The sequence below is a fragment of the Streptomyces sp. NPDC086147 genome (assembly GCF_040702165.1).
Classification (GTDB): Bacteria; Actinomycetota; Actinomycetes; order Streptomycetales; family Streptomycetaceae; genus Streptomyces.
Window position 1 is genome coordinate 71,479 of record NZ_JBFBJO010000021.1, and the last position, 14,397, is coordinate 85,875.

Below are 14,397 nucleotides of genomic sequence, written 5' to 3' on the forward strand. Positions count from 1 at the left end.
TATCTCGGGACACCCCGACGCACCGGAAATGCGGGACCGATACGCCCGTATGCTCCAGACCCGAGGTGTGGCGGCGGTCGAGGAACTCGTGATCCTCGCCGGGATCTACACCGCGATCTCGGCGTGGACGGTCCACTTCGCCGCGGCACGACCGGAACTCGCCATCAGCAACCTGGTCGTCGGCATCGGCATCGCGGTCCTCGGCCTGTGCATGTCGATGGTCCCGGAGCGGTCGCAGGACCTGAACTTCGTGGTCCTGCTGCTCGGTGCGTGGCTGATCGTCTCGCCGTGGGTGGTCACGCGGGGCCCCGACACGGGCATGATCCTCAACAACGTCATCACCGGGGCGTGCGTCTGCCTGTTCGCCCTCACGGCCGGCGGACTGCTGATGAGCAAGCGGAGGACGTGATCTCCGGATCCTCCCCGACCCCGTCCGGAACGGCGGCACCTCAACTCCCAGGAGGTGCCGCCGTTCGCCGTCCCCCACGGGCGAACCGCATCCACACGGTAACGAATTGACCCACGCGGTTTCGGCCACCTAAGTTCTGCGTAAAGCTTGCTCCACAGGGACAGGCTCTCCCGCTCGCATACCCAGTCCTTGGGGGGACAAAGTGAACTGGTACCTCGACGTTCTCAAGAAGTACGCGGTGTTCAGCGGCCGAGCGCGCCGCAAGGAATTCTGGATGTTCGCGCTTTTCAACGTGATCGCGATCGCCGTCCTCGCGACCGTCGACTCGCTGCTCGGCACCTTCCCGCTGCTGTACGGCATCTACGCCCTGGCCGTCTTCCTGCCCTCCCTCGGCGTGTCCGTCCGCCGCCTGCACGACACCGGCCGTTCCGGCTGGTGGCTCCTGTTCGGCATAGTCCCGATCGTCGGCGGCATCACCCTGCTGGTCTTCAACTGCCTCGAGGGCGAGCAGCAGCAGAACGCGTACGGCCCGAACCCGAAGCTGGCCCCGGCCTACTGACGGTCCCCGCGCCGAAGCACCACACATGCCCGTGGCCCCCGGAGGATTCCTCCGGGGGCCACGGCCGTGTCACGCCCCGGCCGGATCCCGGCGGGCCGCGTCCAGTTCGGCCCGGTCGGGCGGGTGGGCCCCGGCCCGGGAGACGGTCACGGCCGCCGCCGCCCCGGCCCGCGCGAGCAGTTCGGCCAACTCACCGGCGGAGAGGGCGCCGAGGGCCGCCCGGTCCCGCGCGGCCAGCGCGTCCAGGACGGCGGACATGAAGGAGTCGCCCGCGCCGACGGTGTCGACGACGTCGACCGGGGGCGCCCCGGCGGCGACCGTGTGGTGCCGCGTGACGGCGAAGGAGCCGGCCGCGCCCCGGGTGACCAGGACGACGGCCGGGCCGAGGGCCAGCCAGCGGGCGGCGACCGCCTCCGGCTCCTCCCCCGGATACAGCCAGGCCAGGTCCTCGTCGCTCGCCTTGACCAGGTCGGCGAGGGCGACGCAGCGTTCGACCCGGGCGACGGCCGGGGCGTGTTCCCCCATCAGCTCGGGCCGCACGTTGGGGTCGTAGCTGACCGTGGCCCGGTCGCGGAACCGCTCGGCCCCGGCCAGGACGGCCGCCGCGCCGGGAGCGGTGACGGCCGCGATCGAGCCGATGTGCACATGGGCGGGCGCCCGCGCGGGCAGCGCTCCGGCCTCCAGCGTCCAGGCGATGTCGAAGGCGTACGCGGCCCGGCCCTCCGCGTCGAGGCCCACGACCGCCGACGGGGTGCGCCCGGGGTGGCCGCCGGTCTCCACCCGTACGCCCGCGCCCTTCAGATGGGCGCCGATCAGGTGCCCGGCGGGGTCGTCGGCGAGCTGGGTGAGCAGGGTGACGTCCCGGCCGAGGCGGGCGAGTCCGTACGCGACGTTGGCGGGGCTGCCGCCGGGGTGGACGCGGTCGGCGGCGCCGGGCGCGCGGACGATGTCGGCGACGCACTCGCCGATCACCAGGAAGGACATGGGTCGGATCTCCTCGGAGCGGGAGCGGGCGTCCCGGCCGCCGACCGTATCGTGTCACCGTCCAGGTCCTGTCGTGGGGAGGTTCGGGTGGAGACAGAGACGGTCGAGGGACTCGCGGTCGTGTCGTTCGGCGGTGGAAAGGAGCTGGAGGACTGGCTGGAGAGCCACCACGGCGACACCCCGGGCATCTGGCTGCTGCTCGCCCGCAAGGGCGCGGACCTGGCCTCGCCGACGGCCGGGGAGATCCTGGACGCCACGCTCGCCTACGGGTGGATCACCGGCAAGCGCATGGCGCGCGACGAGCGGTGCTACCTCCAGAAGATCACCCCGCGCCGGCCCCGGAGCCTCTGGTCCCAGGTCAACGTGCGGCAGGTCGAGGAGCTGACCGCCGCCGGCCGGATGCGCGAGCCGGGCCTCGCCGAGGTGCGGGCGGCGCGGGCGGACGGGCGGTGGGAGGCCGCGTACCCCTCCCAGAAGGACGCGACCGTCCCGGACGACCTCGCGGCGGCCCTGGCGGCCGAGCCGCGCGCCGCGGCGGCCTTCGAGGCCCTGGGCAGGACGGACCGCTACCTGGTGATCCTGAGCCTCTGGCAGGCCCGCACCGCCGGGACGAGGGCGGCGCGGCTGGAGCGGGCGGTGGCGGCGCTGGCGGCGGGCGGGCGGCCGCGGTGAGAAACGGCGGGCGGCGCGGAGGGGTTCAGGCGGCCCGGTCGTCCCGGCGCCGCCGGTAGAGCACCTGGTGGGCGTCCCACTCCACGAAGGACTCCGCGTGCTCCAGGCCGACGGCCTCCAGGAGCCCACGGGAGCGGTGGTTGGCCTCCTGGGTGACCGCGACCACGCTCGGCGTGCTCTCCAGGGCCCGCGCGACGGCCGCGCCGACCGCCTCGCGCGCGTAGCCGTGTCCCCAGTGCTCGGGCAGGAACTGGTAGGAGACCTCCGTCTCTCCGTCCCGTCCGCCGTCCTGCACCGTGACGAGCCCGAGGAGGACGCCGTCCTCGGCGCGGATCACGGCGTGGAAGCCGGGTGCTCCGACGATCCGCCGCTGCCGGATGCGGATGACGGGTTCGGTGACGGGGCCGCCGAGGTGGCGCCGTACGTCGGGATCGGTCCACAGCCGCGTCACGGCCGGCAGGTCGCCGGCGCGGACGGGCCGCAGCAGCAGCCGCTCGGTGCGGAGCGGCCGCGCCGCCGGGACCGGGGCCCGGGCCGGGCTCTCTGAGGTGGGCACCGGTCCATCCTCTCAGCCCGTCCGGCCCGGCGCGGAGCGGCCCCGGGCCCCGGTCCGCCGTGTCAGAGGCGGTGCACGGTGTGGAGCTTGACGGCGTACGTGCCCGTGCCGTCCAGGGTGGAGGCTCCGCCCAGGTCGGCCATGGTCGGTCCGTTGCAGGTCTTGCGGCTGGAGAGGAAGCGGCGCTTCCCGTTCGTGTCCCTGCCCAGGTAGACGCCGACGTGGTCGACCGCGGCGGTCTGGCCGTCGTCGCCCGAGTCGGCGTTGAAGAGGACCAGGTCGCCCGGCTGGAGCTGGGCCGCGGCCGGCGGGGCGCCGCCGGCCGTCCGGTCGACGCGGACGCCCGGCGCGTGGTCCGCCATGTCGCGGGACTTGCGGGGCAGCCGGGTCCCGGAGGTGTCCGCCCCGGCCGCCAGGGGGACGCCGTGGTGGTGGCCGAAGACCATCCGGGTGTAGCCGGAGCAGTCCAGGTTGCCGACCTGCGCGCTCGACGGACCGGTGTACGTGCCGTCCGGGAAGGTCCAGCCGAGGTTCATGTACTCGTGGAAGTCGGCGCCCTCGTAGCGGTTGCCCCGCGGGTCGAGGTTGCCGTAGCCGGCCCGGCCGAGGACCTGGCGGCCCGCCGCGGGACCGGCCCCCGCGGTCACGGCCGGGCCGCCCGGCAGGAACATCGCCGCGCAGGCGAGCACGTCGGGTGCGGTCGAACCGGCCCAGGCCCGGACGCGCGCCTCGAGGTCCGGGGTCCACGTGCCGTCGAACGGCCGGTCCAGGACGCGCACCCAGTCGCCGTGGGTGACGGTCGGCGGGGCCTCCCAGGTCGCGGCGGTCACCTCGAAGCGGCTCACGGTCAGCCTGACCGGCAGGTTGGTGCAGCCGTCGTTGGCGAGGGCGCGCAGTCCCACCCGGCCCTTGCCGAAGGTGGCGTCGTCGGCCTCGACGGTCCAGGCGGCGGGCTCGGCGCCGGCCGTGCGCCAGGCCTTGGCCCTGATCCCGGTGCCCTCGCGGCGGACCCGTACGGTCCACGCGGTGCCGGCGGCGACCCCGGTGGCCAGGGGGACGGCCGGCGCCAGCTGCGTGACGGTGTCGGCGACCTCCTTCTCGACGCGGAGCTCGACCGCGCCCGAGGTCGTGAACGACAGCCGGGCCCGGTAGTTGTTGCGGGTGTCCTGGTAGCCGAAGGACAGGGCGTACGAACACGCCTGGCCGGTGGGCACCTTGTCGAACGAGGCCGTCGCGCGCACGTCGACGTCGGTGATCTCGCCGTCGCGGACGCTGGCGTGGCGGCTCGCGTAGTCCGTGGTCAGGTTGATGACGCCGGCGCCGGGGGTGACCGCGTAGTCGTCGGCCGGACCGCCGAGGGTGGTCCAGCCGCCACCGCCGGGCGCCGTGCCCCAGTACACGCGGTCGGCCTCCGGGAGGGCCGGGTCCGGCAGGGTGCGCCGGAAGTCGTCGACGAAGGGTCTCTTGTCCTCGGTGAAGGTGCGCTCGGGACCCGGGAGGACCACCGTGCGGGCGCCGTGCGTCAGGAGCGCGACGCGTCTGCCGCCGGAGGTGACCTCGGTGCGGGCCGGGGTGCCGGGCAGTACGGCGGTGTCGAGCGCGCCGAGGGTCACGGAGGTGAACCAGTCGGCGCCGAGAGGGGCGACGGTCACGGCGGAACGGGGGCCGCCGAGGCCGGCCGGGAGCGCGGCGCCGGTCGGGGCGGCGGCGGGAGCAGCCGCCTGCGCGGCGCGGGCCGGGGTCGCGGCCAGCGAGGCGAGGGGAACGGCGGCCGCGGTGGCGGTCAGCGCGGTCAGCAGGGTGCGCCGGGAGGTGCCGCCGCCGTGGGAGGTGTGAGTCATGGGAGCCATCATCCGGACGGCCGGGAGGCGGTCCGCGACCGGGTGCCGAAAAGCCGGGGTGGGGCCGATCGTCCTCTCCTCGACCGGACTCGTACACGCTTCCGCACGCTTCGAACCTTTGCCCCGTCCGTCCCGCTCCTCCCCCGCCCACGTCCCACCAGCGCGTTTCCGCGGCCACCGACCGTCTTCCGCCATGGAGGGCCCCTTCGTGGCCGATAGCCGTCGGGCCTTTGACATATGCCAGGAGCACCACCGGATCGAGTGTTGCCAAACCTCTTACGAGCCGTCCCGGGCTGTGCGACAGTCGTATGCGGGCCTTCCCCTCACACGTGGCCGTGCCGCGCCTGTATCGGAGTACGACATGCCGTCCCCTCTGTTCGCGGACCGCCCCGCCCAGCCGCCGGTGCCGGGTGCGGTGGACGCGCTGATCTCGCAGACCCGCCGCCTGCGCGGCGACGTCGACGCCGTCCGCCGGGACGCCGTGGCGAACGAGGACGACCCGCAGCAGCGGTGGCAGCGTGCCCTGTGCGACCTCGCCGTGCACCAACTCGACGATCTTGGCGCCCAGTTGGGCCAGCTCCGGGCGGGCGTCCCGGTGGAGGTCCCGCCGGGGGCGGAGGCCGGCGGAGAGGCCGTCCCCGACACCGGGTTCGCGACCGACCCCGGCACCGCCTACGGCCAGGCCGCCCCGACGCGCACCGGCGCGCTGCTCTCGCGGGTCGGCAGCGCCGAGTGGAACCTGCTCACCGACGAGGTGAGCTGGACCGAGGAGCTGTACCGGATCTTCGGCCGCACCCGGGAGAGCGGCCCGCTGTCGCTCGACGAGATGCCCACGATGGTCTTCGCCGAGGACCAGCCCCTCCTCCAGGGGATGGTGACGGACTGTCTGATCGACGGGAAGCCGATCGACGGCGAGTTCCGGATCGTACGGACCGACGGCCGGGTGCGCACCGTCCACATGACGGGCGAGCCCGTCCTCGACTCCGACGGCTGCACCGCCTCCATGTGGGCCGTCGTCCGCGACGTCAGCGAACTGCGGCGCAGCCAGCGGGCGGTCAGGGAGAGCCGGGCCGGCCTGGAGCGCAGCCGGGACATCGAGCGCACCGAGCGCCGGGTCGCCGTCGAACTCCAGGAGGCGGTCCTGCCGCCGTGGCACGGCTCGCTGCACTTCGCCCACGAGGGACCGGCCCCGCTCGATGTGGCCGCGCACTACCTCCCGGCCGCCAGCACCGGACTGATCGGCGGCGACTGGTACGACGCGCTCGCGCTGCCGGACGGGGACGCCCTGCTGACCGTCGGCGACCTGACCGGCCACGGGGTCGCCGCGACCTCCTCGATGGCGATGCTCCTCGGCGCGCTGCGCGGCATGGCCGTCGCCGGCATCCGTCCCGCCGCCCTGATGGGCCACCTCAACCAGCTCCTGGAGACCTCCGTACAGCCCGCGCTGGGCAGCGCGATGTGCTGCCGGTACGACCCCGTCGCCCAGACCCTGACCTGGGCGCAGGCCGGCCACCCCGCCCCGCTGCTCTTCCGCGACGGGACGGGGCGCGCCCTGCGGCGGCCCGAGGGCGTCCTCCTCGGGGCGACGACCGGCGCCGCGTACGACGAGGCCGAGACCCGGCTGCTCCCGGGCGACCTGCTCGTCCTGCACACCGACGGGCTGACCCGAGGCGGCGGTGCCGCGCACGACGACGACACGGGCGCACGGCGACTGCTCGCCCTCGGCCCCCGGCTCGCCGGGGCGCGGGACGCGCAGGAGGGCGTACGGATGGTGGTGGAGGAGTTCGGCGAGGAGTCGCGCGAGGACGACGCCTGCGTGATGGTGGTCCGGGTCGGCCACTGAGCCGCCCGGCGACCGCGGTTCTGGTCCCCGGTCCCCCGAAGGGCCGGGGATCAGGCCTGTCCGGGCCTCGGGCGGACCACGGGCGACCGGGTCAGGGCCAGCTCGATCTCCTCGCGCAGGCTGTCGGTCCTGGCGTGGTCGGCGTACTGGCCGGTGAGCCGGTACATCTCCCGCAGCCGGTCCCAGGTCCGGTGGGAGGAGGTGTCCCCCATGGAGATGAGGGCGAGCCGGGCGTACCGGTCGGCCTGCTCCGGGTCGTCGGCGATGAAGCAGGCCGAGGCGAGGGAGATGTGGTCGAAGAGCTTGGACCGCTCGTGCCCCTTGCTCCGCAGGTCGAGAGCGAGCTTGGCGTGGCGCTGCGCGGGGATCGCGGCGGCCGGGTCGTGCTCGGCGAGGGTGCGGTAGGCGAGGGCCTCCATGCCGTGCATGTCGGCCTCGTCGAAGTTCTGCATCCAGTTCGGCGTCGCCTCGTCGCGCCGGTCCGACACGAACAGGTCCTCGGCCTCGCCGAGGGTGCGGCGCATGGCCTGCCCCCGGCCCATCGACGCCTGCGCCCAGGCCTCGATGGTGTGGAACATGGCCCGGGTCCTGGGCAGCAGCCGTTCGCCCGAGCCCGTCTTGGCGAGCTTCATCAGGTCGAGGGCGTCGTCCGGCCGGCCCAGGTGCACCATCTGACGGGCGGCGCGGGAGAGCGCCTCGCCGGCCCGGGGCCGGTCGCCGCTCTCGCGGGCCGCGTGGGCGGCGATGACGAAGTACCTCTGCGCCGTGGGTTCGAGGCCGACGTCGTGGGACATCCAGCCCGCGAGGACGGCCAGGTTGGCGGCGACGCCCCACAGGCGCCGCTGGAGGTGGTCGGGGTGGCGATAGGCGAGCATGCCGCCCACCTCGTTGAGCTGGCCCACCACGGCCTTGCGCTGGAGACCGCCGCCCCGGGAGGCGTCCCAGGCACGGAACACCTCCACGGAACGCTCCAGTGCGTCGATCTCCTCCGACCCGATGGGGGCGGCCTCGTAGCGGTCGAACCCGGCGGGGTCGGCGTGGAGGGGATCGGCGGCACGCGGAACGGCGCCCGGGCGGGCGGGGTCGGTCTGCAGCCAGTCGTGCATGGCGTTGCTGAGTACGGAGCCGGCGGCGAGCGCGGCACCCGCGCCCACCAGGCCGCGTCGGTTGAGCATGAGGTCCATTCCCGTGAATTCGGTGAGGACCGCCGCCGTACGATCGGGTGGCCAGGGCAGTTGGTCAGGGTTCTCCGTCTTGCCGACGTCCTGCCGTTTCCCCGCACGCCCGTGTCGTACGAACCCGAGGTCCTCGATGGTCACGACACGGCCGAGTCGCTCGGTGAACAGTGCTGCCAGCACCCGGGGGACGGGATCGCGCGGGGTCTCGCCCCGGTCGATCCACCGCCGCACCCGCGAGGTGTCGGTCGCCAGCTGGGGGTGGCCCATGGCCGCCGCCTGCCGGTTGACGAGCCTCGCGAGTTCGCCCTTGGACCATCCGGCCAGGCCGAACAGGTCCGCAAGGCGGGTGTTGGTTTCTCCGGTCACGTCTAAGCCCCCAGGTTCTCGGCTGAGTTGACAGTAACCCCTGTCATGGGGCCGGGGACTATTCGCCAGGCTTTCGCCAGGGGTCGCCCGGTGTTCCGCCACCCGCGCGCGGGTGTCAGGTAGGAACGCGCCACCCCGCCCCGCCGACCGGCCCTCATTCCCCAGGGTGCGGACCGGGGGCGGGCGGGGCGACGCACGCAACTCGTCGGCGCACGAAGGGATCTGTCACCTCCATGTACACAGCATCGTCCTCCGTGTCCGCCCCGCCCCGGCCGCAGCACCGCATCGTCCCGGCCGGCGCCGGACCGTACCTGGCCCCCGCTCCCCAGGCCGTCCGGCCGAGGCGCTGGGCGGGCGGCACCGGTACCCAGCCGGTCAGCGGAAGAATCGATCTGTCCGGCCCCCAGGGCGCGCAGCTGAAGATGGCGATCGCCTCGGTTCACCGCATCTGCCCGGAGTTCAAGCCGGTGCAGGTCCTGCGGCGCAGCGGTCGTTCCGTACTGATCGTCGGGACGACCGGACGGGCCACGGCGGTCGCGAAGTGTTTACTGGACCACTCGCCGGCCTGGGTCGAGCGGTTCCGGCACGAAATAGCTTCCTACCGCGCCTTCGTCCGGCACCGTCCGCCGGTGCGGGCGCCCCGGCTGATCGCGGCGGACCCGGAGAACTGCACGCTGGTGATCGAGCGGATGCCCGGACGGGCGGCGGCGCTCTCGCGCCACCCCGCCGAGGCCCCGCCCCGCGCCGACGTGCGGGCCGCGCTCGGCGCGATCGCCCGGCTCAACGCCTGGCGGCCGCCGGCCGGCACCTTCGACGCCCCGCTGGACTACGGCGCCCGGATCGCCCGCTACCACGAGCTCGGTCTCTTCACCGACCGGGACCGGGACGACCTGCAGAAGCTCCTGCACGGTCTGGCGCACGCGGGCGGCCGCCAGGGCATGGGCCAGTTCTGCCACGGCGACGCGCTGCTCTCCAACGTCCTGCTCTCCCCGGCGGGTCCCGTCCTCGTCGACTGGGAGCACGCGGGCTGGTACCTGCCCGGCTACGACCTGGCGACCCTGTGGGCGGTGCTCGGTGACGCGCCGCTGGCCCGGCGCCAGATCAGTCAGCTCGCCCAGCAGGCGGGCCCGGCCTCCCGGGACGCCTTCCTGGTGAACCTGATGATCGTGCTGACGCGGGAGATCCGCACCTACGAGACGGCGGTGCAGCGCACCATGAAGGAGGCCCCGCCGGCCGGTTCCGTGCCGGTGCCCTCGGGGGCGCTGGCGCCCGGGGAGGAACAGCGGCTGCTCCTGAGGCGGCTGCACGACGACTGCGCCATGGCACGGCGGGCCGTGCGCGCGGCGGTCGGGACGCGCTGAGGAGCGGGTCCTGCCGACCCCCACGGGGGTGGTGCGCCGTGCGCCCGGTGCCGACACACCGGGACGCGGCGCACCGGCCTTCCCGGCCGCGCCCGCCCCTCCAGTGGTCCACTCCAGTGACGCGTCCCAGGCCCGGGGCCCGTCGCCGCGAAACTCCGCCGTCCGGCCTCCATTCCGGCTCTGACGTGGGAACTTCCCTCGTCGCGGGTGTGATTGACGGATCGTCCGGGAGCCGATACCCCTGTACGGGTTCGGCCCCGCACGCCCCTCCGTGCCACCCCCACGCCCCTGGAGGCCGCTTTGCTCCGTTCCGGGTTCCCCCGACGCACACCGAGGGCGGTGGGCGCCCTGGCGTCCGCCGCCCTGCTGCTCCCCCTGTTGTCCGCCGCGCCGCCGGCCGGTGCCGACGCGCCCGAGGCGGGTGCCCTCCAGGGGCAGTTCGCCCGGGCGGCGGCGCGCCACGGCGTGCCCGAGAGCGTGCTGCTCGCCGTCTCCTACCTCCAGTCGCGGTGGGACGGCCACGGCGGCGCGCCGAGCGTGACCGGCGGGTACGGGCCGATGCACCTGACGGACGCGGTGACGGCCCTGACGCGGGCCGCCCCGCACCACTCGGACGGCGAGGAGGACCCGCGCGGCGACTCCTCGCGCCCGGCGCGCACCGGGGCGCCCGCGCCGGTGCCGTCCGCCGGCCGGCTGCCGGAGCGGCTGCGGACCCTGGAGCGGGCGTCCGCGCTGTCCGGGATCCCGGCCGAGGAGCTGCGGACCCGGACGGCCGCCAACATCGAGGGCGGCGCGGCCCTGCTCGCCACCGCGCAGCGGGAGGCCGGGCTGCCCGCGAGCGCGGACCCGGCCGACTGGTACGGGGCCGTGGCGCGGTACTCCGGCGCCGACGACTCGGCGACGGCGGCCACGTACGCGAACGACGTGTTCGACGTGATCCGGACCGGGGAGACCCGGACGACGGACGGCGGGCAGGTGGTGACGCTCCCGGCCGACCCGTCGGTGGCGCCCGCCACGGGGCAGGTGTCGGCGCTCGGCCTGCGCGCGCCGGCCGCCGGTCCCGTGGAGTGCCCGCGGACGGTGGCCTGCGAGTGGATCCCCGCGCCGTACGAGGAGTTCGGCGACGGGGACTACGGCAACCACGACAAGGCGGACCGGCCCGTCTCCCAGTCGATCGACTACATCGTGATCCACGACACCGAGGCCACCTGGGACGTCACCCTGGGGCTGGTGCAGGACCCGGCGTACGTGTCGTGGCAGTACTCGCTGCGCTCCTCCGACGGGCACGTCGCGCAGCACCTGCCGCTGAAGGACGTCGGCTGGCACGCGGGCAACTGGTTCGTGAACGCCAAGTCGGTGGGCCTGGAGCACGAGGGCTTCCTGACCGCGCCGGACTCCTGGTACACGGAGGCGATGTACCGGTCGTCGGCGCGCCTGGTGCGGTACCTCGCCGACCGGTACGACGTCCCGCTGGACCGGCAGCACGTCCTGGGCCACGACAACGTGCCGGGCACGGTGACGTCCTCGATCCGGGGCATGCACACGGACCCGGGTCCGTACTGGGACTGGGCGCACTACTTCCGTCTGCTCGGCCGTCCGATCGTCCCGAGCGCGGGTCCGCACGCGGGCGTGGTGACGATCCGGCCGGACTACGACGCCCACCGGCCGGTCCACACGGGCTGCGTGACGGCGGGGACGGCGTGCGCGCCGCACGGCAGCGGGGCGGTGCGCCTGCACACCGCGCCGAGTGCCGACGCGCCCCTGGTCAAGGACGTCGGGCTGCGGCCGGGCGGGGAGGACTCCACCACCGGCGTCAACGACACGGGGGCGCGCGCCTCGACGGGGCAGAGCTTCGCGGTGGCGGAGCGCCGGGGCGACTGGACGGCGGTCTGGTACCTCGGTCAGAAGGCGTGGTTCCACAACCCGCGCAGGCAGCCCACGGCGGTGGACGGGCGGGGGCTCGTCCTGACGCCGAGGCCGGGGCTCGCGGAGGTGCCGGTGTACGGGCGGGCCTACCCGGAGGCCTCGGCCTATCCGGCGGGCGTGCCGGTGCAGGCGGTGTCGCCGCTGCCGTACGGGCTGCTCGCCGGTCAGCGGTACGTGGTGGGCGGCCGCACCCCGGGCGAGTACCTCTTCGCACCGACGTTCGACACGGCCGGGCACACGGTCGTCCGGGGCCGGGAGGAGTACTACGAGATCCAGTTCGGCCATCGGGTGGCCTTCGTGAAGGCCGCCGACGTGCGGGTTTCCCGCATCTGACGGAGGGATGGCCGAAAGCCTCGGGGTGGTGCCGGACGCACGGTCCGGCGCCACCCCGTCGGCGTTCATACGACTATTCAGGAGATCGTGTGCGCCGTACGGGCGAGGGGTAAGGCTGGGCCGGTCGGACCGCTCCTCATACACCGGAAGGCCCCCCAGCACATGCCGCAGCCCTTCGTCATGCCGGATTTCTACGTCCCGTATCCGGCGCGCCTCAACCCCCACGTGGAGGCCGCCCGCACGCACACGCGTGCCTGGGCGCGCGGGAGGGGGATGCTGGAGGGCTCGGGGGTCTGGGAGGAGCACGACCTCGACTCCCACGACTACGCGCTGCTCTGCGCCTACACCCACCCGGACTGCGGCGAGGAGGTCCTGAACCTCGTCACCGACTGGTACACCTGGGTCTTCTTCTTCGACGACCACTTCCTGGAGGTCTTCAAGCGCACCCAGGACCGGGCCGGGGGCAAGGCCTATCTGGACCGGCTGCCGATGTTCATGCCGGCGGACCCGGCGGTCGTGCCCGAGCCGACCAACCCGGTCGAGGCGGGTCTCGCGGACCTCTGGCGGCGGACCGTTCCCGCGATGTCCGAGGGCTGGCGCGAGCGGTTCGCGGAGGCCACGGAGCACCTGCTGTACGAGTCGCTCTGGGAGCTCGACAACATCAACGAGGGGCGCGTCGCCAACCCCGTCGAGTACATCGAGATGCGCCGCAAGGTGGGCGGGGCGCCCTGGTCGGCGGGGCTCGTCGAGTACGCGGCGGGGGCGGAGGTCCCGGACCGGGTGGCGCGCTCCCGGCCGCTGTGCGTGCTGCGGGACACCTTCTCGGACGCGGTGCACCTGCGCAACGACCTCTTCTCGTACCAGCGCGAGGTGGAGGAGGAGGGCGAGAACAGCAACGGCGTGCTCGTCCTGGAGCGGTTCCTCGGCTGCACGACGCAGGAGGCGGCGAACGCCGTCAACGACCTGCTGACCTCGCGGCTCCACCAGTTCGAGAACACGGCCCTCACCGAGGTGCCGGCGCTCGCCGCCGAGAAGGGACTCACGCCGGAGGAGTGCGCGGCCGTCGCGGCGTACGCGAAGGGGCTCCAGGACTGGCAGTCCGGCGGGCACGAGTGGCACATGCGCTCCAGCCGGTACATGAACGAGGGCATGGTCGGCGGCTCCTCGCACCTGGACGGGGTCGTCGGCACCTCGGCCCTGGACGTCCGGAACCTCTTCGGGCGGCCGGCGGCCTCGCGGCTGCGGGCCCTCACCCATGTGCCCCACCAGTACGTGGGGCCGTCGCTGCTGCCCGAGTTCGACCTGCCGTACCCGCTGGCGCTCAGCCCGCACCACGCGGAGGCGAAGCGGCGCTCCGGGGACTGGGCCGAGCGGATGGGCCTCCTGGACGACATCTGGGACCGGCCGATGATGGACGGCTTCGACCTGGCGCTGTGCGCGGCGGGACTCGACCCGGACGCCACCTTGGAGGAACTGGAGCTCAGTTCCGAGTGGCTCACCTGGGGGACGTACGGGGACGACCACTACCCGCTGGTCTTCGGCCGACCGCGCGACCTCGCCGGAGCGAAGGGACAGACCGAGCGGTTCAAGGCCTGCATGCCGCTGGAGGACCCGGCCCTGGGGGCGGCGTTCGCCGTGAACCCGATGGAGCGCTCCCTCGCCGACCTGTGGGCGCGGACGGCGGGCCCGATGCCGCCGGAGGCGCGCGGGCAGCTGCGGCACGCGCTCGACGCCATGCTGGACAGCTGGCTGTGGGAGCTGCACAACCAGGCGCAGCACCGGGTGCCCGACCCGGTCGACTACATCGAGATGCGCCGCTCCACCTTCGGCTCGGAGCTGACCACCCTGCTGTGCCGGCTGCGGCACGCCGACGCGCTGCCGGCCGCGCTCCACCGCACGGGCACGGTGCGCGCCCTGGAGCGGTCGGTCATGGACTACGCGACGCTCCTCAACGACCTCTTCTCGTACCAGAAGGAGATCGAGGTCGAGGGCGAGGTGCACAACGGCGTGCTCGTGCTCCAGAAGTTCTTCGACTGCGACTACCCGACGGCGGTCGCGATGGTCGACGACCTGATGCGGGGCAGGCTGCGCCAGTACGAGCACGTGAAGAAGCACGAAGTGCCGCTGCTGTACGAGGACTTCGGGCTCGACGAGGAGGGCAGGGCGGCCTTCGGGGCGTATCTGCGGGAGCTGGAGGACTGGCTCGCGGGGATCCTCAACTGGCACCGGAACGTGCGGCGTTACCGGGCCGAGGACGTGCGCTCGGGCGCCGGGACCCCGCTCCTGCGGCACGGCCCGAAGGGGCTCGGCACCTCGGCCGCGCGGGTGACGGAGCTGCTCGGGGCCGTGCCCCGCTGACGCGTGCGAAG

11 protein-coding genes are annotated in these 14,397 nt (G+C 74.1%); 7 read left to right on the forward strand and 4 right to left on the reverse strand.

Annotated elements, in window-relative coordinates:
- The first annotated feature begins 49 nt into the window (after positions 1-49).
- A complete protein-coding gene (locus AB0398_RS29475) occupies positions 50-409 on the forward strand; it encodes an SPW repeat protein (RefSeq protein ID WP_366378689.1) in 360 nt (119 codons plus the stop codon).
- 202 nt (positions 410-611) lie between these two features.
- Positions 612-968 (forward strand): DUF805 domain-containing protein, encoded by a 357-nt coding sequence (locus AB0398_RS29480; protein WP_366378690.1) that lies wholly within the window; start codon positions 612-614, stop codon positions 966-968.
- Positions 969-1,037: 69 nt separating this feature from the next.
- On the opposite strand, the gene AB0398_RS29485 is transcribed toward AB0398_RS29480, so the two are convergent.
- Positions 1,038-1,952, reverse strand: coding sequence for a PfkB family carbohydrate kinase (locus AB0398_RS29485; RefSeq protein WP_366378691.1), 915 nt, complete (start codon positions 1,950-1,952; stop codon positions 1,038-1,040).
- Between the two features lie 87 nt (positions 1,953-2,039).
- On the opposite strand from AB0398_RS29485, the gene AB0398_RS29490 reads away from it, so the two are divergent.
- Positions 2,040-2,624, forward strand: a complete 585-nt coding sequence (locus tag AB0398_RS29490; protein ID WP_366378692.1) for a YdeI/OmpD-associated family protein — start codon at positions 2,040-2,042, stop codon at positions 2,622-2,624.
- 25 nt (positions 2,625-2,649) lie between these two features.
- Here AB0398_RS29490 and AB0398_RS29495 read toward each other — a convergent pair whose 3' ends face one another.
- Both AB0398_RS29495 and AB0398_RS29500 read right to left on the reverse strand, forming a co-directional pair.
- Positions 2,650-3,180, reverse strand: a complete 531-nt coding sequence (locus AB0398_RS29495) for a GNAT family N-acetyltransferase (RefSeq protein ID WP_366378693.1) — start codon at positions 3,178-3,180, stop codon at positions 2,650-2,652.
- A 62-nt stretch (positions 3,181-3,242) separates the two neighbouring features.
- Positions 3,243-5,021, reverse strand: a complete 1,779-nt coding sequence (locus tag AB0398_RS29500; protein WP_366378694.1) for an NlpC/P60 family protein — start codon at positions 5,019-5,021, stop codon at positions 3,243-3,245.
- A 361-nt stretch (positions 5,022-5,382) separates the two neighbouring features.
- Between AB0398_RS29500 and AB0398_RS29505 the strand changes: the two genes are divergently transcribed.
- Positions 5,383-6,864 carry a SpoIIE family protein phosphatase gene (locus AB0398_RS29505; protein WP_366378695.1) on the forward strand — a complete coding sequence of 494 codons (1,482 nt, stop codon included), beginning with the start codon at positions 5,383-5,385 and terminating at the stop codon, positions 6,862-6,864.
- A 50-nt stretch (positions 6,865-6,914) separates the two neighbouring features.
- Here the strand turns inward: AB0398_RS29505 and AB0398_RS29510 are convergent, their stop codons facing one another.
- The gene (locus AB0398_RS29510; protein ID WP_366378696.1) at positions 6,915-8,408 is read right to left on the reverse strand and encodes a hypothetical protein; all 1,494 of its coding nucleotides are present in this window, start codon (positions 8,406-8,408) and stop codon (positions 6,915-6,917) included.
- Between the two features lie 233 nt (positions 8,409-8,641).
- On the opposite strand from AB0398_RS29510, the gene AB0398_RS29515 reads away from it, so the two are divergent.
- The 3 genes from AB0398_RS29515 (at position 8,642) to AB0398_RS29525 (ending at position 14,386) form a co-directional block, all read left to right on the forward strand.
- The gene (locus tag AB0398_RS29515) at positions 8,642-9,769 is read left to right on the forward strand and encodes an aminoglycoside phosphotransferase family protein (protein WP_366378697.1); all 1,128 of its coding nucleotides are present in this window, start codon (positions 8,642-8,644) and stop codon (positions 9,767-9,769) included.
- A 339-nt stretch (positions 9,770-10,108) separates the two neighbouring features.
- Positions 10,109-12,028, forward strand: a complete 1,920-nt coding sequence (locus AB0398_RS29520) for an N-acetylmuramoyl-L-alanine amidase (RefSeq protein ID WP_366378698.1) — start codon at positions 10,109-10,111, stop codon at positions 12,026-12,028.
- Between the two features lie 162 nt (positions 12,029-12,190).
- Positions 12,191-14,386, forward strand: a complete 2,196-nt coding sequence (locus AB0398_RS29525) for a terpene synthase family protein (protein ID WP_366378699.1) — start codon at positions 12,191-12,193, stop codon at positions 14,384-14,386.
- Positions 14,387-14,397: the final 11 nt, after the last annotated feature.

Coding starts and splice junctions, on each gene's coding strand:
- AB0398_RS29475 (WP_366378689.1), top strand. CDS start 50: ATGCTCCAGACCCGAGGTGTGGCGGCGGTCGAGGAACTCGTGATCCTC.
- AB0398_RS29485 (WP_366378691.1), bottom strand. CDS start 1,952: ATGTCCTTCCTGGTGATCGGCGAGTGCGTCGCCGACATCGTCCGCGCG.
- AB0398_RS29500 (WP_366378694.1), bottom strand. CDS start 5,021: ATGACTCACACCTCCCACGGCGGCGGCACCTCCCGGCGCACCCTGCTG.
- AB0398_RS29505 (WP_366378695.1), top strand. CDS start 5,383: ATGCCGTCCCCTCTGTTCGCGGACCGCCCCGCCCAGCCGCCGGTGCCG.
- AB0398_RS29515 (WP_366378697.1), top strand. CDS start 8,642: ATGTACACAGCATCGTCCTCCGTGTCCGCCCCGCCCCGGCCGCAGCAC.
- AB0398_RS29525 (WP_366378699.1), top strand. CDS start 12,191: ATGCCGCAGCCCTTCGTCATGCCGGATTTCTACGTCCCGTATCCGGCG.